16 protein-coding genes and 1 pseudogene are annotated in these 20,304 nt (G+C 57.4%); 8 read left to right on the forward strand and 9 right to left on the reverse strand.

Translation table 11 applies throughout. The features are described from left to right. Positions 1–45: 45 nt before the first annotated feature. From ACYG9Y_RS04695 to ACYG9Y_RS04720, 6 genes and pseudogenes are all read left to right on the forward strand, one after another. The gene (locus ACYG9Y_RS04695) at positions 46–1,611 is read left to right on the forward strand and encodes an ABC transporter substrate-binding protein (protein WP_023740276.1); all 1,566 of its coding nucleotides are present in this window, start codon (positions 46–48) and stop codon (positions 1,609–1,611) included. Then, positions 1,599–2,618, forward strand: a complete 1,020-nt coding sequence (locus ACYG9Y_RS04700; RefSeq protein ID WP_023727422.1) for an ABC transporter permease — start codon at positions 1,599–1,601, stop codon at positions 2,616–2,618. The genes ACYG9Y_RS04695 and ACYG9Y_RS04700 overlap by 13 nt, the downstream gene beginning before the upstream one ends. Then, a complete protein-coding gene (locus tag ACYG9Y_RS04705) occupies positions 2,603–3,559 on the forward strand; it encodes an ABC transporter permease (protein ID WP_198018670.1) in 957 nt (318 codons plus the stop codon). The genes ACYG9Y_RS04700 and ACYG9Y_RS04705 overlap by 16 nt, the downstream gene beginning before the upstream one ends. Next, entirely contained in the window at positions 3,556–5,358 is a 1,803-nt protein-coding gene (locus tag ACYG9Y_RS04710; protein WP_023727420.1) for a dipeptide ABC transporter ATP-binding protein, read from the forward strand. The genes ACYG9Y_RS04705 and ACYG9Y_RS04710 overlap by 4 nt, the downstream gene beginning before the upstream one ends. A 191-nt stretch (positions 5,359–5,549) precedes the next feature. Next, a pseudogene (locus ACYG9Y_RS04715) lies at positions 5,550–6,873 on the forward strand (gamma-aminobutyraldehyde dehydrogenase). A gap of 401 nt (positions 6,874–7,274) precedes the next feature. Next, on the forward strand, positions 7,275–8,471 hold the full coding sequence (locus ACYG9Y_RS04720; protein WP_460223104.1) for a uracil-DNA glycosylase family protein: 1,197 nt from the start codon (positions 7,275–7,277) through the stop codon (positions 8,469–8,471). Here ACYG9Y_RS04720 and terL read toward each other — a convergent pair. The 5 genes from terL to ACYG9Y_RS04745 form a co-directional block, all read right to left on the reverse strand. Next, positions 8,453–9,907, reverse strand: a complete 1,455-nt coding sequence (gene terL / locus ACYG9Y_RS04725) for a phage terminase large subunit (RefSeq protein ID WP_352608611.1) — start codon at positions 9,905–9,907, stop codon at positions 8,453–8,455. The genes ACYG9Y_RS04720 and terL overlap by 19 nt on opposite strands. Then, positions 9,904–10,353, reverse strand: a complete 450-nt coding sequence (locus ACYG9Y_RS04730) for a DUF5681 domain-containing protein (protein WP_023726890.1) — start codon at positions 10,351–10,353, stop codon at positions 9,904–9,906. The genes terL and ACYG9Y_RS04730 overlap by 4 nt, the downstream gene beginning before the upstream one ends. Beyond that, entirely contained in the window at positions 10,350–11,729 is a 1,380-nt protein-coding gene (locus ACYG9Y_RS04735) for a site-specific DNA-methyltransferase (protein ID WP_023749670.1), read from the reverse strand. The genes ACYG9Y_RS04730 and ACYG9Y_RS04735 overlap by 4 nt, the downstream gene beginning before the upstream one ends. A gap of 383 nt (positions 11,730–12,112) precedes the next feature. Then, positions 12,113–12,490, reverse strand: coding sequence for a hypothetical protein (locus tag ACYG9Y_RS04740; RefSeq protein ID WP_023740372.1), 378 nt, complete (start codon positions 12,488–12,490; stop codon positions 12,113–12,115). Further along, the gene (locus tag ACYG9Y_RS04745) at positions 12,487–13,764 is read right to left on the reverse strand and encodes a PDDEXK family nuclease (RefSeq protein ID WP_023726887.1); all 1,278 of its coding nucleotides are present in this window, start codon (positions 13,762–13,764) and stop codon (positions 12,487–12,489) included. The genes ACYG9Y_RS04740 and ACYG9Y_RS04745 overlap by 4 nt, the downstream gene beginning before the upstream one ends. 590 nt (positions 13,765–14,354) lie before the next feature. Here ACYG9Y_RS04745 and ACYG9Y_RS04750 point away from each other — a divergent pair. Together ACYG9Y_RS04750 and ACYG9Y_RS04755 are read left to right on the forward strand one after the other, a co-directional pair. Beyond that, positions 14,355–15,245 carry an ankyrin repeat domain-containing protein gene (locus ACYG9Y_RS04750; RefSeq protein WP_023740374.1) on the forward strand — a complete coding sequence of 297 codons (891 nt, stop codon included), beginning with the start codon at positions 14,355–14,357 and terminating at the stop codon, positions 15,243–15,245. 465 nt (positions 15,246–15,710) lie between these two features. Next, on the forward strand, positions 15,711–16,013 hold the full coding sequence (locus ACYG9Y_RS04755) for a DUF1330 domain-containing protein (protein ID WP_023670645.1): 303 nt from the start codon (positions 15,711–15,713) through the stop codon (positions 16,011–16,013). Between the two features lie 54 nt (positions 16,014–16,067). Here ACYG9Y_RS04755 and ACYG9Y_RS04760 read toward each other — a convergent pair whose 3' ends face one another. The 4 genes from ACYG9Y_RS04760 to ACYG9Y_RS04775 all read right to left on the reverse strand — a co-directional run bounded on the left by ACYG9Y_RS04760 (position 16,068) and on the right by ACYG9Y_RS04775 (position 20,289). Continuing rightward, complete coding sequence (locus ACYG9Y_RS04760; RefSeq protein ID WP_023702897.1) at positions 16,068–16,205, reverse strand: SOS response-associated peptidase family protein; 138 nt, start codon at positions 16,203–16,205, stop codon at positions 16,068–16,070. Between the two features lie 570 nt (positions 16,206–16,775). Continuing rightward, a complete protein-coding gene (locus tag ACYG9Y_RS04765; RefSeq protein WP_023731955.1) occupies positions 16,776–17,033 on the reverse strand; it encodes a hypothetical protein in 258 nt (85 codons plus the stop codon). A gap of 784 nt (positions 17,034–17,817) precedes the next feature. Beyond that, a complete protein-coding gene (locus ACYG9Y_RS04770; RefSeq protein ID WP_023749671.1) occupies positions 17,818–18,549 on the reverse strand; it encodes a hypothetical protein in 732 nt (243 codons plus the stop codon). Between the two features lie 1,365 nt (positions 18,550–19,914). Then, complete coding sequence (locus ACYG9Y_RS04775; protein WP_023749672.1) at positions 19,915–20,289, reverse strand: hypothetical protein; 375 nt, start codon at positions 20,287–20,289, stop codon at positions 19,915–19,917. Positions 20,290–20,304 lie beyond the last annotated feature (15 nt).

A 20,304-nucleotide genomic window follows, 5' to 3' on the forward strand; every position in this document is an offset into this window, starting at 1 on the left:
AAATAGCAAGTTAGGTGAGAATTCGAGCAACCAAGGGGAACAAAAATGTCGAATCTGCAGAACCCAAACCTTTCAGGAATTTCGCGTCGCGACGTTTTACGAAGCGGCCTAATTGGAGGTGCTGGCCTTGCCTTCGCATCGTCCTCGGGCCTGTCGGCCTTTGCTCAAAGCTCGGTTCCAAAACGAGGTGGCAATCTACGTGTTGCCTTTCTCGGCGCGACCCCGACCGAGACGCTGGATCCGCACGCGGGGGTGGTCCAGCAGGACTTCGCGCGCGCCCTCGGACTTTATGAGCCGCTGGTGGAAATGCAGGCGGATGCCAGCATCAAAAACGCTTTGGCAGAATCCATGGAGCCGAACGCGGATGCCACCGAATGGACCATCAAACTTCGCAGCGGCGTCAAATTTCACGACGGAAAGACGCTATCGGCGAAGGACGTGGCCTTCACCTTTCAGCGGATTGTCAATCCCAAGGCGCCGCTGAGCGGGGCCATTACCCTGGCGCCGCTCGATGTCGACAACATGAAGGTGGTTGACGATCTGACGCTCAAGATCCCCATGAAGGTGCCGTTTGCGGTCTTCCCAGAATGCATCTGTTCGGCGGTTTACTATGCGATTGTGCCGGAGGGGTTTGACCCGGCCAAGCCCGTCGGCACAGGCCCCTTCAAATTCCAGAGCTTTACACCGGGACAGCAAAGCACGTTCGTGCGATTTGACGACTACCATGGCGGTGGCGCATATATCGATACGCTTACGATCACGTCCTTCGCCTCCGACGTTGCGGCGTTCAACGCGCTGCAGAGCGCGCAGGTGGACGCGCTCGCAGCGGCCCCTCTCTCGCTGGTCCGCCAGGTAGGAGCCGGCGGCGCCATCAAGGCCCTGATTTCGGAGCCTGGGCAATGGACTCCGTTTACAATGCGTGTCGATCAACCGCCATTCGACAAGCCCGATGTCCGCAAAGCCTTCCGGCTGTTGGTCGATCGCAAGCAGATGATCGATATTGCCCTGAGCGGCTATGGCGAAGTTGGCAACGACGTCTTCTCCCGCTGGGACCCCTTCTATGACACTTCTCTACAGAGAACTCGCGACGTTGATCAGGCCAAGTTCCTGCTGAAAAAGGCCGGCGAGGAAAATTTGGCGGTCGAACTGGTCACATCTGACTTCGCTAACGGTGTTCCGCAAATGGCGCAGGTATTCGCACGACAAGCTCGAGACGCAGGCGTCACGGTGTCGGTGCGGCAGGTAACGCCGGACGTTTTTTACGGTGACCAGTATCGCCAGTGGAATTTTGCTCAGGATTTCTGGCTGCATTTTCCATACCTGCCCCAAATTGCTGAATGCCATTTGCCAGGCGCTATCTTCAACGAGACTCACTGGGGGAACGAGCAGTATATTAAACTGTATAACCAAGCCGTTGGGACAACAGACCCGGCTCTTCGGAAAGAGATTGTTCATGCTCTGATGAAAATCGACTTCGAAGAAGGTGGATATATCATTCCGTCATTCAACAAGATGGTAGATCTTTTGGCGAATAACGTGGAGGGACTCACGCAGGCTCGCACCGGTTACGCGATGGGACACTTCGGATGGAAGTCTGTGTGGCTATCGTGACGACACAGGAGAAATCAAGCGGAACGGCCAAAGCCCAGCATCAGTTACTGAGGTTTGCCGTTCGTCGTGTCTGTCTTGGCGCGCTAACGCTCTTCGCGGTCTGCGTTGTGGTTTTCCTGGCGACCCAAGTTCTGCCTGGCGACGCGGCGCAGGCGGTCCTCGGGCGCAGTGCGACGCCGGCACGCCTGCAGGAAATCCGGACTCAACTGCACCTTGATCAGCCTTTGATGATGCAGTTCTGGACCTGGGTTTCGGGAATCTTGACCGGCGATCCGGGTCGATCCCTGGTAAACGGTACACAGGTTTCGGCCTTCGTTTATCCGCGCGTAATCAACTCCGCCATGCTGCTGTTGTTGACATCGGCCGTCAGCTTCCCGGTCTCGATAATTCTGGGCGTGGTGGCAGCCTTGTACTCTGGCCGTTTCATGGACACCGGAATTTCCATCGTCGCCTTGTCGCTAGCGGCGCTGCCTGAATTTGTGGTTGGCATCCTCCTGATCCTTCTGCTGTCGACATCCGTGTTCCATCTCCTGCCGGCGGTTTCCCTGGTCCCACCTGGTAGTTCGGTCCTGCAAAACCCGATCATTCTTGTGATGCCGGTACTGACCCTCTCGGTGGTCTGCTTCCCGTATTTGTTTCGCATGACACGGGCGTCAGTGATTGAAGTTCTGGGGAGCGAATACATCGAAATGGCCCGGCTGAAGGGGGTCAGCACTCCAAGGCTCATATTCGTTCATGCATTGCCAAATGCACTTGCCCCAGTCGTTCAAGTTATAGCCCTTACCTTAGCCTATCTCGCTGGTGGCGTGGTGTTGGTTGAATTCGTTTTTGGATATCCCGGCGTGGGTCAAGGGTTGCTTGACTCGATCGTTGCTCGGGACATCCCGGTGATTCAGTTGATCGTCCTTCTTCTCGCTGCGGTCTACGTCCTTCTAAATCTTACCGCTGATTTGATCGCAGTGTTACTCACACCAAAGATGAGCGCTCACCAATGGCAATCGACTTAAACGGAAGAAGCGCACCGTCCATGATAGGCACGTGTTGGCGGTGGTTTCGCGATCTGAAAGCCGGCGCAGCCGGTCTGGTGATTGGACTTCTCATTATCGGCGGCGCCATCTTCGGCCCTTTTTTGGCTCCTGTGCCGCCCACTGATTTCGTCGGTTCGCCGTTTGACCTTCCCTCGCCATATGCACTCCTGGGAACGGATTTCATGGGCAGAGACGTATTTTCGCGCGTGCTCTCGGGTGGTGTACAGGTCCTCGGGTTGTCAGCCGTCGCGACGGTTGCCGGGGTACTCATCGGTACATTGCTGGGCATTATCTGCGGATATCTGAAAGGGAAAACCGACGACGTCATAATGAGGCTGTTGGACGTGGCGATGGCCTTTCCACAAACTGTTCTTGCGCTCCTGTTCGTTAGCATAGTCGGGCCAAAGCTATGGCTGATCGCACTTCTCGTCGCCGCAATCCATGCGCCGCAAGTTGCTCGCGTCATGCGCTCCGTGGCTCTTCGTGTATCGGAGGAAGATTATATCCGTTACGCCGAGGCGATCGGCGTGTCTACGACGCGGATTATTACGCGAGAGATCCTTCCAAATCTGGCCGCGCCCTTAATGGTTGAGTTGGGCCTGCGCTTTTCCTATTCGATTGCACTGATCGCCGGACTGGGATTTCTCGGTTTGATGGCGGATCCTTCCGTTCCCGATTGGGGAATGATGATCAACGAAAATCGAATTGGCCTCCTTTTGAACCCTTGGGCCGTCGCGGCGCCAGTGTTCATTCTTGCGGTTCTAACTATCGGAACCAACGTTTTTACTGACTCGCTGGCTCGGACGAAGCGTGGAATGCCCGCCGCGGATGTCGACGACACCATCAGCGATGAGATACTCGCCGATGGACAGGTAGCCGGCTTCGGTAATGGCCCTGGTGCGGGCAAGGAGAGGCTATGACTGTGCATCCCAGAGAAACGGACGGCCTTGGTACTGCTAGTCTAGCGCTAGAAATCAGCAATCTACGTGTGTCAGTCGCCGAAAGCGACGTGGACATCGTTCAGGGTGTTTCACTTGCGCTTGCCCCCGGAGAAATTCTGGGCTTGGTCGGAGAATCTGGCTCCGGAAAGACGACGGTGGGGCTCGCAGTCCTGGGTTATTGTCGGAAGGGCCTCACGATTGGCGGAGGGTCGATAAAGATTGACGGACAAGACGTCCTGTCAATGGGAGCCGGAGAGCTTCAGAAAGTTCGAGGGCGCCTCGTATCACTAATACCGCAGGACCCAGGTACTGCGCTCAATCCGATCCTTCGCATCGGAACCCAACTGGCCGAATGCTTCGATCAGAAGAACTCGGTCACGGAGGAAATGCTGCTGGAGCTGCTTCGTCTGGTGAAGCTGCCTGTATCGCCTGAATTTCTTCGCGCGTATCCGCACCAGCTCTCCGGCGGGCAACAGCAGCGCGTTGGCATAGCCATGGCGTTTGCAAACCGCCCGCGGGTAATCGTGATGGACGAACCAACCACGGGCCTTGATGTGACGACGCAATCCCACGTGCTCGACACCATTCGCAGTCTATGCAACGAACACTCCGTCGCGGCGATCTATGTGAGCCATGACCTTGCGGTTGTCGGAGCACTCTGTAACCGAATAGCTGTTATGTACTCTGGGCGAATTGTCGAAGTGGGAAGCACTTTACAATTGCTTTCTAGCCCAGCACATCCCTATACGCGGGCGCTAATTCACGCGGTGCCTGATCTAGACCGCAAATCCGCAGTTAGCGGCATCCGGGGCAGTGCGCCCGAGCCGTCTCGCCGTCCCAGAGGGTGCGCGTTTGCCCCGAGATGCGACGCAGCGGAACATCGCTGCACCACCTCAATCCCAGAGGCTACAGAAATCAGAAAGGGTCAGTACGTAAATTGTGTAAGGGCAGATGAGATTCAGGCTATCTCAACTCCGATTCGATCGATTGAGCTTGAATCCGCCGCCGACCGCCCAGTCGCTTTGGAGGTTATAGAGCTGGAAGCGTTTCATGGAAGCGCTCGGATACTCAAAGGGCTTTCCTTCAAAATTCGTCAAGGCAACTGTGTTGCCCTGGTGGGGGAATCGGGATCGGGTAAAACGACAACGGCACGTTGTCTGGCTGGGCTTCATCGTAATCAAAATGGCAAAATCATCTTCGATGGTAAGATGATACCCCCGCACGCCTCTCACCGGTCAGTCCATGCGCGTCGTCGGATTCAGTACATTTTCCAAAATCCGTACGCGTCCCTGAACCCGAGGAGAACAATCGGCCAGTCGGTGGCCATGGCGCTTGAACAGTTTGAGTCAACGTCGAGCGCAGAGATGCGTAGGCGCGTTCTTGCCTCATTGGATGAAGTGTCCTTACCCTCCGCATCCGCCAATCGATATCCGCATCAGCTCTCGGGGGGTCAACGACAGCGCGTGGCGATCGCACGCGCGTTGATAGTCGGCCCCGAATTGCTGATTTGTGACGAGGTAACCTCCGCTCTGGACGTGTCGGTTCAAGCCGTTGTGGTCGAACTACTTCAGCAGCTTCAGCGCGATCACAATCTCGCGATGCTCTTCGTCACACACAACCTGGCGGTGGCGAGCAATATTGCGCAGCATGTTGCGGTCATGCAGGGCGGGCACATCGTGGAGTTCGGTAGGGTTGAGGATGTCCTACGCGCGCCAGCCGCAGACGAGACACAAAGACTTCTAGCGGACACGCCTAGATTTGCATTTTCAATGGCCTAGCCCGGCCCTGCGCGTTCTGATCGAGCCACCTCAACTCGGTTTCCTGGTTGGAATGATATCGAAGCGTCGCTCGAGCACATCGCCCGTTTGACTGTGCTGCGCCGTGCGTAACTTTCTGCACTTGGCGAACTGATCAAGGACAAGTCTTGCGGCGACAAGATCGCGGCAAACTGAGACCATAAGGAGAATTCATGGACACTGAGTTGCTGATCGGCTCTAGCTTCGAACCAGGAACTGAGTTTGAGGAGACGATTTTTAACCCCAAGACCGGTGGAAGAATCATCGACCTTGCTGAAGCTTCTGAAGGCCAAATCGATGCAGCGGTCCATGCTGCTGAAAAAGCATTCAGCCGCTGGTCGCGCACCACGCCAGCCGAGCGCTCGGCTTGTCTTTTGCAGATCGCTGACGCCGTTGAAAGACATGCCGAAGATTTTGCCGCACTCGAAGCACTGAATTGCGGCAAGCCGATCAACTCGGTGCGCAATGATGAATTGCCTGCGATCATTGATTGCTGGCGCTTTTTCGCTGGCGCCGTCCGATCTATGCACGCGCCTGTGGCCGGAGAGTATCTGCCCGGCTATACCTCGATGATCCGCCGCGATGCAGTGGGTGTTGTCGGTTCGATAGCGCCGTGGAACTATCCTCTGATGATGATGGCGTGGAAGCTCGCACCAGCAATAGCTGGCGGCAATACAGTCGTTTTCAAGCCCTCAGAGCAAACCCCGCTTACCGCACTGAAGATGGCGCGGCTCTTGGCGGACATTCTTCCCGATGGCGTCGTCAACGTTATCCTTGGTCGCGGGGAAACGGTGGGAAATGCGCTAATCAATCACCCCAGCATTAGCATGGTGTCGATCACGGGCGACATCGGCACTGGGAAGAAAGTAATGCATGCCGCTCGGATTTTACAACGCGGGCCAGGACTGTACGGCCCCGTGCCGTATCTATGTGCAGGATAGAGTCTATGATAATTTCGTCGCAGATCTGAGTGCTGCGGTTTCTACAATCCGCTACAATCAAAGTGACGACAACAGCAACGAGATTGGCCCCCTTGTCTCGAAGCGCCAACGGGACCGCGTCGCAAGTTTCGTTGAGCGGGCGGACGAGCAAAAGCACATCCAGGTCACCACAGGCGGTGCCACCAGTGGCGAACAAGGGTTCTTCTATCAGCCAACCGTTATTGCCGGTGCGACCCAGGACGACGAGATCGTGCGTCGTGAGGTCTTCGGGCCGGTCGTTTCAGTTACTCGTTTCACAGACGACCAACAGGCCGTGGAGTGGGCGAACGACAGCGACTACGGATTGGCCTCCTCGGTTTGGACAAGCAATATCTCCAAAGCGATGAGCGTCGCGTCGCAGCTCCAGTACGGTTGCACCTGGGTCAACGCCCATTTCATGCTCGCGACAGAAATGCCCCACGGCGGCGTCAAGCAATCTGGATATGGCAAGGATATGTCTATCTATGCGCTGGAGGATTACACATCAGTACGCCATGTGATGATCAAGCATTCGTGAGCAACGCGTTCCGGCGGTCAGTTCACAAAGTTTGGAAGCTGGCAGACCTTGATGCCTACCCCCAGTTCGGCGATCCGCCGGCTGGTCGTCGGATGCTCATGGCCCATGGTATTATCGAGCCACGCGACCAGACCAAGCGTGTGTCGAGCGCCTTCGGCGGGCCTATATTCGCAAGACCGAGGCCCGCTTTCGCAGGGCGGTTCCCGAAAGCCGCCTGACAGGAATCGGCCCCATTTCAGACCACTAGTCAGCCAACGAACAAACTTCGGTTGTAGCGCGAGGTTGGCGTCTATGAAGGCTTTTGCAGCATCATCGCTGGCCTCTGAAAAAACCTCAAAAATTCCTGTTGCGGCTTCTCCGCAATGCACTATCCCAAATTTTAGCAACTGGTGGGGGACCGCATGTACCGCATAAAGGCTGATACTGGAGAGATTCTCGTCCCGCACAGGTTCGCGGATACCACATACGGGGCGGCCGATCCGGCGCTTGGCCGGGAACGGCATCACATCGCGAATAGGGTGAAGGCAACGACGCTCGACGAACTGCGAACCTACTTGCGGAGAGGCTGGCCGATCTGGATGGAAATCAGGGGCACGCGGGATCGCCGACTAATTTCTGCCGACATCGTGGACGCCGAGCCACCTGCGCTCGGGGATGCTGTGCCTGCGGAGCCAGTGAGCCGACAGATTTCAATCGAGCGTGTTGTCAAACCTGCCCCTGCGCAAAAAGTACCGTGGCAAAACGCGCCGATTGCAAGCCATACAGAGAGGACCCTGGCATCATCGGGCAACGACAAAGACTACATCAGGCTCGTTCGGGAGATCTCGCTTGCCGAGCTTGCGGGCGAAATCGAGAATCCGCGCACGCTTCTGATGGGGTCGCACGTCTACAAATCGAAGCGGCTCGACATCGCATACGCACCGTTCGGCTACGTCAATGCTGGAGCGGACATCGTGATTGTCGGCATCACCCCTGGCCGCCAGCAAATGCGGGAGGCTCTTCTCGAGGCCAAACGGGCGATGGCGAGCGGAGCATCGCGCGAAGATATCCTTGCACGAGCGAAGGTGCATGCCAGCTTTGCTGGGGACATGAGAAAGAATCTCGTGAGGCTGATGGATGCCGTTGGCCTCAACGATTGGCTGGGGATTACGTCGACCGCAACCCTGTGGACCGTCGATAGCCAGCGTGCTCACTTCACGTCGGCGATCCGCTATCCAACCTTCGTCGATGGCGAGAACTACAGCCGCTCGCCTGACATGAACAAAGTCCCGTTCTTGTTCGACAAGGCCCGAGAGTGGCTCACCGAAGAACTCTCAGCTTTTCCCAACGCCGTGTTTGTCCCCATGGGAGATATGGTCTCGGAGGTATTGGCAAGAATTGGCGGCGAGGTCGGAGTTCCAGAGCGCAGAATTCTGACTGGGATGCCGCACGCCAGCGGAGCCAACAACGGCCCCATCGCATGGTTCTTGGGCGCACAGGGGGAAGAGAACGGTTGGCGTAGGCGCTATGTCGATATCCGGAATAAGGTGACCACGCTTGATCAGCGCCGAGGATACCATCCCAATTCAGGAGCAGCGCTTCAGAATTTCCCGAAATAGAACCTACCCGTCGGCTTGTCGTCCTTCATCCAGATCAGCGCCTGGGTCATGGAGTCGACCTGGTCGTCGTGCTTTCCGTGCGGAAATGCGAGCACCTCAAGCAGGAAGTCATCTCTCCAATGCGCGTCTTTCGGAAGATTGACGTTGCCGTTTTCGATCATTGCGGCAACACGTGACAGCCGGCTTTCCTTGTCGGTTCTGGCTTTTACCGGCGTGGTGCTGATGTCCTGGCTTTCCAAGTCGGCGATGAGGCTTGAGCCGGAACCCGCATCCTCAATGAGGATGATGTCGGGGGAGTGCTCCAGAAGGGAGTTTTTCACCGCCTTGATGAGGTCTGGGTAAGCTGCCCGGACGCGGACGAGATCGAGGAGATAATAGTTGTTGTCGTCTTTGGCCCATGTCGTTCCGACGGAGTAATCGCTGGAGGGGTCGCCCTTAAGCGCGGTGTCCCAGCTTTGAACGATGGTCATCGACCGACGGTCGAACTGATTTGGATCGTAGTCGCGAAACCACACCCTCTTGACCATGTTGCCGTCCGGTGGGGCAGGGGATTGTTGGTACTGCGCGGAAAAATTGAGCGATCCTAATAGGCGCTTTAGACCGTCCAGTTCGGCGTGTCCCAGACGCGCGGGGTGCAGCAAGTCGCCAAGCTTGCGATCGTGCCAGCGATTTACACTTGTCTGGACGCGTTCGTCCTGCTCGGCAATCGCCGACAGGTTCAAATGCTCCCAGCCGCCAGTCTCCAGAAGCACGCCTGCTAGGTCGTCGACATGCAATCTTTGCATGACAAGGACGACGGCACCGGCAGCCGGATTGTCGAAGCGCGACATCAAAGTCGTGCGAACCCAGTCGGCGCACCTATTGCGAGCCGATTCCGAATGCGCTTCATCTGCCTTCAAGGGGTCATCGATAATGATGATGTCGCCACCCCGGCCGGTTAGCTGACCACCGGTCGAGGTCGCCAGGCGTCCACCGCCGAGCGTGGTCTGCAGTTCATTTTCAGTGTTCTTGCGCGGGCTAACCTTGAAGGTCGGAAACATCGACCGGTACCAGGCGGTGTTGACGACCGTTCGAAAGTCGTTGGCGTGCTTGACCGCAAGTGGTTGAGCATAAGAGACGCAGATCATTTTCTTCGACGGATCACGGCCAAGAATCCATGCCGGGAACGCGACCGAGGTTGTGACCGACTTCAACGATCTTGGCGGCATCGTAATGATCAGGCGCTTGCACTTGCCCGCGGACACGCGGTCGAGCTGATGCGCAATGGCGCGAATGTGCCAGTTGGGCAAATACTTGGCGCCTGGATCGACGGCGGAGAAAGCCAGCGCCACGAAGGTCGCCAGGTCAACGCGGGCCGCGCCCAACAGCAGCTGAAGGGCAGTCGGTGCAACGGGCGAAGAGGATGGTCGGCCCGGTAGGGGGATTGGAGCGTTCATTCCTCGTCTCCCTCGTCGCCGGTCTTGGAACGGGTCTCGGTATCGTTCTCTGGCGAGTCCTTGTGGTCGAGATAATCCCGCATCATGTCGACCATTGTTTGCGGATCGAACACGTCGACCTCTGCATCGGGTTGCCGGCTTTCCTCAAGTTCGGCACAACGGGATGCGAGCTGAAGAGCATGGGCCGCCGACCGGAAATCGCCTGAAAGCGCATTGTTGCGCATTTTGAGGAGGATGGCCTCGAGCGCCGTCACCGTCGTCGTCCTGCCATTCTGCTGGATTTGGATCGGCCCAAAGAGCGTCTCGCGTACGATAGTGTTCATGTTCTTTTTGCCTTTCGGCCGGCCTTTCGGATTGCCTGACATTCCTTTCTGGAACCGGGTTTCAGCCGGAGGCTTGCCGTAGCCTATCGAGTAGTCGGCAGATTTCTTTCTCCGGGTGGTCACAGCACGCCTCCCACAGTTTCAGGCGCTGGGGTGGCGGACGCTGTTTTGGCGAGTACGCCGGAAGCTTTGACGCTTCCACGCTGCTCGAACAGTTCCTCGAAAGTCTCGCCCGTGGTGGCGAGCGTTGCCTGCTTGCCCGTATGCCTTTCGAAGCGGCGGATGATCAGATCGCAATAGACAGGATCGATCTCGATAAGGCGTGCGTGGCGCCCGGTCTTGTGCGATGCGAGTAGCGTGCTGCCCGAGCCGCCAAAAGAGTCCAGCACGACGTCGCCGCGGCGGCTGACGTCGAGCAGAGCGTCGGCAACCAGAGCGACAGGTTTGACGGTGGGATGCGCTTCGAGCTCTTCCATTCGCGAGGTGCCAAAGCTGTTGGCGCCGCGATAGGTCCAGACATTGCTGCGGTGACGTCCATGTTTGCCGAGTTCAACATTATTGCGATGCGGCTCCTTGCCATTCCTGAACACCAGCACCAGTTCGTGCTGAGAGCGGTAGAGGCTGCCCATGCCGGCATTAGTCTTGTTCCAGACGCACAGATTGAGCAGATCGCCGAACGTCTGTTTACCCGCCAATGTGGTCTCTGCGATATGACGCCAATCCATGCACACGAAGGCGATAGCGCCCGGCTTGCTCGACCCAGCAATCAGTGAGAACGACTGTTCCAGGAACCCTGCGAACTCGTCGTCGGACATCTCGCCGGATGCCATTGCAAATTCCCGGTGGCTCGTCTTGCCAAGCCCGCTGACGTGTCCGCCGATCGGAACGTTGTAGGGCGGGTCTGTGAAACAGACGGACGCCTTCTCCCCCTGCATCAGCGTCTCGAAATTCGCTGCCGAAAGCGCGTTGCCGCAAAGCAATCGATGATCGCCGAGCAGAAACAGATCGCCAGGCCGAGTTACTGCTGGTCCTGTTGATTTCTCCGGAAGGCCCGGCTCATCCTCATCGACTTCATCGTCCTGATTGTCGGGCGAGAACTCGCTGATGATCAGGTCGACCTCCGGGATATCGAAGCCGGTGATCGCGACGTCGAAGTCGAGATCGACTAGCGCCTGTAGCTCAATGGCCAGGATCTGCTTGTCCCAGCCGGCCTTCTCGGCGAGCCGATTGTCGGCAACAATGTAGGCGCGTTTTTCGGCAGCGCTGAGATGGGTGATGGAAAGCGTCGGCACCTCCTTCAGCCCGAGCAGGCGCGCTGCCGCTAGGCGACCATGGCCAGCAAGGACATTGTTGCTCTCGTCGGTTAGAACTGGGTTGGTGAAGCCGAACTTTTGGATGCTGTCGGCAATCTGTCTGATCTGTCTCTTGGAATGGGTCCGTGCGTTGTTGCTGTAGGGGATGAGTGCGTCGATTGAAACTGAGTTGATTTTGGTGGCCATGAGATCCTCTGAACGTCGAGCGCGTTAACTGACAGCGCCCCTTCGCTGAGAAGAAATCTCAATGTTTCTGATTCAAGAAAAGTGAAAGAAGTGGCCATTCACCGATTTGCTGCCGTAAAAAGATTTCTGTGGACGCAAATGATCGGCACTAGAGAGCGGGATGGCCCGGCAAAAAAGTTTGTCGGGACATATGATAATCACAAGGTACCGACAAATATTTTTACTTTGACCTTCTCGGCGTCTGCAGTCGTCCACTCTGATACTGAGGAACGATAGCCTGCCTCAACTGTTCATCACCCAAAGCGCGACTGGGTCAGCCGACAGCTGACGTGCAAGAGTTCATCGATTAAGCAATCGTGCGTCGCAAGCCAAAAGCACATCGCCTAACTAGCGTTCTGGTTGAGCCGCGAAGCCAATGCTTTGGCCTCGGCTGGAGACAGCCGACTGAGCGCCATACGTAGCGCTTCGCAAAGTCCGTCGAGCATCGGCTCGCTACGTTCCGAACCCATATGACGATGCGCTCGATGCTGGAAGAAAAGGCAGAGCCAAAGCTTGAGCGCACTGCCTTCCCATTTGCCGGTCTCGCGGACTCGCGCTGACATCGCGTTGGAAAGTTCGGCAAGAGGGTCCATTCCTCCGGTGACCTCGTAGCCATTCAGGAAATGTGCGAAACGCCCTGATTGATCCCAGGCGAACGGTATCGGCATCGCCGAGAAGTCGCCCTTTAAGGCCAGTCGTTCCCACTTGAGAAGCCGTGTCATTCGGCGGCTTCCGCTAGTACGCTAAGCCGAGGCCGGATCAGAGAGACAAAGCGATTTGCTGCATCGCAGAGCCAGTCGAGTAGCTGGTCATCGCTCGCGAAGTCCGAGCGTGGCCTGAACACGCCGAGTTCCGCACAGAACGGTGCGGCGGATTTCGACCTCGCGATCAGGTCAAGGCTACCTTCGCTGCGCAGCTCTGCAATGTCGTTGTGGAACTCATCAAAAAGGGTCTGACCGTCCTCGTCACGAAAGGTCAGGAACAGCCCGACCTCAGCTCTGGTGCCGGTCGAACGAAAGCCTGTTATCCAGCCGATTGGCTCGGGTAGGGGAATCCTGACCCAATTGTCGCCGCCATGCCGCGGGGGCAGTTGGTCTGAGTGGTCGAATTGCACCTGATCAATGAAGCGCTGCCAGAACGCGCGGTTGATGCTTCGCCGGTTGACGCGGTCTGGATCGACAACGCTCTCCATACTCTCGTCAGCCTGGGTAGCCCCTATCTCTTGGGTCTCCAATTGGAGCGGTATGCCTTCACCGTTGACCAAAACTCTCTGCTGAAGGACTTCGGTACGCAGTGGCACCATTGGCACCACGACAATGGCTCCTGATGCCGCCTGCCAAAGCTGGATCTCAAGCAATGTCAGTTGCGCCAGGCCGGCGCCTTGCGAATTTAGATGCTCGGCAATCGCATGCGTATCCGAGCGGATGCCATCTCCGGCGATAATGAGCTGAAAGTCACCCAGCTTTAGCGATTGCGTCATGGCATCAACAAATGGAGCCTCCTCGAGCTCTGGCCACCGAAGCTTCGCCGCGGCAAAGATCGGGTTCGGCACATGGGTTGCCAGCTTGCGTCTTATCCCCGCGGTCAGATCGCCAAAGCTCCAGCGTCGCAGCAGCGCGGCATACTCCAGGATTTGCGCCAACACCTCCCGACGCGCCTGCGGGTTACGCCAAAGCTTGCACTCAATAATGACCAGTCGGCCGGTTCTTGCCACGCCCAGAATATCCGCGAACACTGTCCCGCTTGCACGAGGAATGGCGAGTTCCCGGCATAAGGGGACGACATCGCTCAAGCCGCCATCAAGCCGGTCGGCCACGATCAACTCTGGATGCCGAAACAGCAGATCTTGTAGCCAACGCTCGTCATAAGCGTGCTGCGACAGCGCATTCGAATCTGGCGCCTGGCCTGATCTAGGCGTTGCGTTTTGCGTTAGAGAACGACGGGCCAGTGTCTCGGTATCTGTTGAATTGAAGTCGGAAAATAATAAAGCACTCATTCGAGGGTCGCCATCTCCAATATTTTGTCATGAAAATGGAAACCATCATAGGAAATATTTCGATTATATTATTCCGACGTTCACGACAATTCATGAGACGGATTTGCGCTCGATCTGGAACGACAGTCAACTCGAATTGTCGAGGCCATCTGCTCTCGGCGAGCGAATTGGGCACACGGCGCCCAAAGTCGCATAATATGCAGTCGGGAACTGGCGACCGGTTGACCATCAGCTCCAATAATGCGGACTTGAGCGCCTGCACGGGCCTTGCAGCTAGAAGGATGGCGGACGAAATCGAATAGGTCTGACGGGCGAGTGGGATCTGGGCGACCCGGGACCTTTTTGGGCTCTTCCGAGAGTTCGGAAGGCGGAGGGTTCACAAAAGGGAAGACATCTAGGGTATGTGCAGGGCGGTGTTACCCGACGCGGTTCTAGGTTGTGGACTCATAAGCCCGAAGCCACAGCCGGACGGATCGACCTTGCGATTCGTTTCCAGGCACCGGTTGGGTGGCTACGATCCGGCATTCGTGGTATGTTTTTGCGGCCTTGAAAGCATGACCCGTACCGCAGTTTGCCTTGGGAGATGCCAAATGCGCATGTCCTTGCTTTTCATTCCACTACTGCTTGCACCGATTGTATCGCATGCCGCCGGCATTCACGACGCCGCCATGAAGGGCGATGTCGCGGCGATCACGGCAGCGCTCGACGCTGGTGCCGGCGTCGATGAGAGCGACGGGCGCACGACACCACTCTATCTTGCGGTCAAAGGCGGTCATTTTGCAGCGGCAAAACTGCTCATTGAACGCGGTGCCGACGTCAACGCCGTCCCGGACCCGCGATTGGGTCCTGCCCTTATTCTGGCTTTGGCAAAACGCAGAACCGATTTGATCAATCTGTTGCTGGACGGGGGCGCAAATCCAAATTCGAAGCGCAGCCGCGAAAACGTTATCCACATCGCGGTCAATCTCGGTTGCCTCGATTGCGTGAAAGCACTGGTTGAGGCCGGCGCGGACGTGAATGCGAAGACAAAGGACGGCAAGACACCGCTCCATCTGGCAAAATTCAAGGGGCAACGCGAAGTTGCTGACTATCTCATGTCGCACGGCGTCGTGTTGCCAACGCCAGCTCCGATCTCGATGAAGTTGGCTGCTGCCGATGTCGAGAAAGGCCGAACCTACTTCACACACGTGTGCCACGGTTGCCACAATGCCGAGCCACAGGGAGGGATCAAAACGGGACCGAACTTATGGGGCGTCGTCGGCCGCGATAAGGCATCCATGGCAAACATGCGTTACTCCGACACCTTGCTGGCTTTAGAGGGTGTATGGACGTACGAGGACCTGAACAAATATCTGCTTGAGCCCATGCTCACCACGCCGGGTGTTTACATGGAGGTGCCTGGCGTCCCGGACGAGACCGAACGGGTCAACCTGATCGCCTACTTGCGTACACTCAGCGACAAACCGCTCCCACTGCCCTAGGAGCTATTAGGCAAAAGGGCCGAGGTTGGTCGAAAACGTTGACCGACTGAACGTCGTTTATGAGTACACGCCCTAGCAACGGATTCGTTCTGGAAGTCCCTTGCATGGACCTTGCTGATTTTTATCATCTTTCAGGTTGCATATTTCCTATTTTCATTCGCGCTTTTCGACAAGTTTTGGATGAAAAGGACCGAAGAAAAACCGAACCCTGCCGAGCCTACCTGTCGAGACGGCGGTGTCTCATCTGAAGGGCGGTCGATGACGCTTTGAGGGAGACCGCCAGACACGAGAGCATGCGATCATGCTAATCTTTGCGAACCATGCGAATGAAGGAAAGCCGTGGCAGCGCCAACAATCATCGAAAAGCGCGCTGGCGCTGGATGTCGCCACGGAGATCGTCGACAGGGTGCGGACCGACGACGCCGAAGCCGAGGAGCGCGAGGTAGGTCTAAGGAGGAAACACAGATGGCTGCCTATCTGATAGCGGATGTAGACGTAAAAGACGCTGCCTTGTTCGAGGAATATCGGCGGGACGTTCCCGCTACCGAAGAGCGGTACGGTGGGCGGTATCTGGGCCGCGGTGGCGCCACCAAGGTTCTGGAAGGTGATTGGGATCCACACCGACTGGTCATTGTCGAATTCCCCGACATGGCGTCATTGATGGGCTGGTATAATTCGCCGGAATACGCCCGGCTGATCGAGATCCGCAAACGTTCCGCTAACACCAGGATCATCGCTTTAGAAGGGATTGCAACGCCTGCGGCGTGACCCATGCAGCCAGCGGACCCGACGACAGTTGGCGTCCTCAGCGTCATTTCTTCCTCACGGCGAGATGCCGTCGGCAGGGATCAGGCAGCGTTTGGACATGAAGGCGTCGCGGAACGCGGGTGCTGTATTGATGCCCTCCATCCTCGCGTTGTCTTCGCACAGGCCGTCAAGGACGCCCTCAGCCAGAGCCATAAAGTCCCGCGCGCTTCCGTACCACGGCGAACGGCCGTCCAGGACATCTCTGGCAATTCTGCGGTGCAGACGAGCGAATTGATCAAACCGCCCGCCTCCTTATAGCCATTCATGAAATGCGCAAAGCGCGCTGACTGACGCCAACGGAAGGGACGCGGCATTTGCGAGAAGTCGCCTTCCAGGGAGCGTCGCTCCCATTCCTTCAACTCGTCAGGTGTCTGGTGACCGCCGTGTTATCCCGATCATGCGAAGACGTTCGCTCCGGTGCGGGACGACTTCAAGTCCTTTTCAAGGGTGTTGGGAGGTTGGCCCTGCACAACCAAGGGGCACGATCAGCTTCTGCACCTTCAGACACATCGTGATAACCTGTCGGCCATGAAATCGGAGGCTTGAGAGAAACGTGGGCGGGCCCAGGAGACTAATTTCTGCCCATGGGAAGGCGATGTCCGCGCTAGCCGGAATGTCAGCTACCGAAGATCCGCCGCCTGAAGGCTGCCAGTCCGCTAATGGCCGCCCCAAAGCTGCCGGTCAACACAAGATCGCATTGGAACCGATCCTTCGCATCCCCCGTTATCGAATGGAAGGGACATTACTTGTCATTAGGAGATGAAGAATGAAGCGGCTTCTTTTTGCCACTGCCATGATGGCTGTTTCCAGCGGGCTTGCGTTCGCGGGGACGACGGGGACAACAGGGACGACGTCGAGTGGCTCCTCCACTACCACAACGATGCCGACGACAGATAACAACACGGATTCGACCACAACGAAGTCGACCAATTCGAACTCAGCGAAGGACTGTGCGCCGGGCCAGCAGAGTGGCAGTGCCAAGCAGGCCGCTCCTGGTCAACAGGATGACACCAGTGCCAAGTCCGCAGCCCCTGGACAGATGAAAACGACTGCCGAAGGTTGCTAATTGTGCCGGGAGAGGCCTGTTTGCACCGGCCGGAATGGATGCCTCCCGCTGCCGACCGGCGGCAACGGTCCGGCCCGTGCGCCTTCGATCAGTGCGGGCCGTTTTTCTGAAAGAACCTCCCTTAATCGTCCAACGAGCCTGCAGCCTTTTCTTGGGCGAGCCGGAATGCATAGTTGGTTGCGATGTGATTGTTGAAAGCGGCCTTGGCGAAGGCAGATTTGAACGCGACAAACGCCTCAAGCGGCACGTCCAGGAAATCGTATTGCTTCCCCCCTGGCTCAAAACCAGACAGAGAACCCTGGTCCGGGTCAATAGTCGAACTTGGGCATCGAGGTCGACGGCATGGTGCGTTTCAAGAAACCAGCGTGAGCCGCGGCCAGCCGGGTATGGACCGCCCTACAGGCTGAACTGTATTCGAAGATGTGGCCGGGCGTAGAATGACGTCTCGTTCCGCCGCTTCGCGCGCCGCCCTGATCGGAGTTTTCGCGTTGACGGTGTGGGTGGCCGTCACGGCATCGCCTGCCATCTCCTCAACACGGTATTTCGGCACTTTTGTTCCTACGCGTCGGTAGCAACTCCGCTTGTTTGGGGGTCGCCCTCAAAGAGGAGAATAAGGTGGCAAGCTCGGGTCGCCCTGCCGCCGGGGGGGTGACCCGGCGGCTTGCACGTTCGACTAGGGTCGCTTCACCTGTGACCGCCTTACGGCGTTGCCGCAGGAGTTTGCTTGGCAGCCATCTCGTCGATCTTCTCGGCAAGCACGCCGTTGGCCCATTCGGTGACCTCGGCGTCGACCGGCTTGTTGGCCATATCGGCGAGCGCGTCATCCAGCGACGGGACGGCGGCAGCAGCATCGGCCGCCGCTATATTGGCGGCATCGAGAGCCGCCTGCGCTGCGTCAATCTGCTCCTGGGTCGGGACTTGGTCGGCCGGAGTATTCGGGTCGTTCAACTTGGCGTTCAACGCGTCGACTTCGGCTTGGGCGGCATCTACCGCGGCTTGGGCACCCTTGGCGGCCGCCGACGCTGTCACATAAGCCTGAATGCCGGCGAATTTCTTGCTCTTGGAGTTCATATAAGCGTTGATGTTGCGCTGCAGCGAGTTCAGCCGGCCAAGCTTGGCGTGAATGTTCTTGTCCTTAGGCGTCGCGGCGACCTCAATGTCGTCGACGGCGACCTGGTCTTCGCCCGAGGCCTTCTTTCCGGCGTGAGCCGATGCCGACTTGCTGTGCGAAGCGCTGTTGCCGGACTTCCCGCCGCTGTTGCCGGACTTGCCGCTATTGCCGTGACCACCGCCATTGCCGTGACCACCGCCATTGCCGTGACCACCACCATTGCCGTGACCACCACCGTTTCCACCCGCGCCAGCGAAAGCAGGAGCGGTCACTAGCGCAAGCGCGGCAAGCGCTGCCAACAGCGTTTTTCGGGATGTCATGGTACCTCCTCAGGCGAATAGCCACCTCGCCGATTCGTTATAGAGCGGCTTATAAGAGTTTCCTAATTCGACTGAATGAACTTTAGATAAATGCTTGTTGCAATGAGCGACTGACGACTGCGGAGCGCTTTGTAACCCTCTGAAATGTAGCAAAAAATCCGGAGTCGCAGACCGTATCGCCCTTTGCGCGACTGAAGTCCCATACCGATCGACTTGGTCGGGCGATGCACAACTGCGGAATGCTTGCGGCATTTCGGAGTATGGCGTCACCGTGTGGCTGTGACTGCGCATTGGTAGACAACTCGCCGGGCGAAGACCCCAACTACCTCGAGCCCGGCGAGCCTACACCTGATCAGAGTACGCGATCAGGACCGGGGATCAGCCGGCGAAAGATGTGGGTGCAATATGGGCGCCAAACTATTCGTCCCAAATTGGGACCATGCTGCGGCCGGCAAGCTGCGCTTAGGTCTCATAAAAGACTTAGGCGCTGGCATCGGAAATGGCGATCGCTGGTTAGATCGCTCCTTCCTCCGTTTGTATGATTCGTTGGCATTGGCAGTCGTGCGCATATTGTTTGCCGGACGGCGCTGAGTCTCACCGGTCGAGCCCAGCGGCCCGCCCGCCGCAAAGTGTCCCCCCGCTACAAAGGCTGCTGGGCCGTCCTAGCGCCGATCTGCTCCGGCAATGGCCGCGTGAATGCCCGCTCGACTCCAGCAACAGCTTCATCCTTGGTTGCGACGGTTCCGCGCGCGCCGCCGTCATCGAGCGTATCTTACTCGCCTAACCCGGATCGTGCCGCGTCCGCTTTCCGGGACGCACGGATCTATGCTCAACAGCTAATGTCAGGCGCGTACCTGAATTGGTCCTCGAGCCGAGATAGCGCGTTAGTCGATACACGACATTGCGATGTCCAGGAATTGACCGTTTCGCGAACAGCGATGACTACTCGGAGCTGCTATCTCGTTTGCGCCACGAACTGTCCCCTGCCCTCAATGCTTCCAACGTCTCATTTGGGGCCGTATCCGGACGGTCTGCTTCTAGGAAGCGCTCGTCGGTAAGCTGCCGTTCGAGTTCACGGTCATCGAGCGAAGTTTGCCTTGTCAACTGACGAATACGCTGCTTTGACGACCAAGTTTAGCGGGCGCTCTTACCGGCCGGCCCCTTGGCGGCTGGAACAGGGCCGGTAGCGGATCGGCAGCTTGCGGAGCCACGCAGCCGAAGAGCGGTCATTCCATGACGTTGCTTACAGCTCCAGGAGGAGTGTCACCCCTCCTGGAATAACAACCTGCCATTCGTCAACGCCTCCTTCCAACCTGGGGAGAACCGCCGGAAATCAGGCTGTCAGATGCACACCGTCGCGTGGAGTCATTCATCGCGCCAGTATGGGTGGGAACAGCTGAATTGGCGCGAGCCAACCAGACGGCGTTTGGTCTCCGATATCGGTCCTCGGACGGGCAGATCATTCGCGGTCATGTTGGGTACGACGCTGTAACCCTGATCGACAAGCTGCAGTTTCAGCTCCGCGAGGTGGCGCCTGAATCCATTTTCGATGTAGCTGCGCGGATACCGCCATCCGTTCCTGCATGCTCGCACGAGAATGTCGGAATACAGTTCAGAGCTGGCAGCTTGCAGCGCTTCTTCGGAAGTCAGTTTGCTGTTGGTTTGGGTACCTTCGGACAAGCATGGCCCCACCGACACCAAAAGCACCAGTATTACGGTCAAGACAGACAACTTTGTCATGGAGCCCTCCGTGTT

Source organism: Mesorhizobium sp. W050, assembly GCF_054719535.1.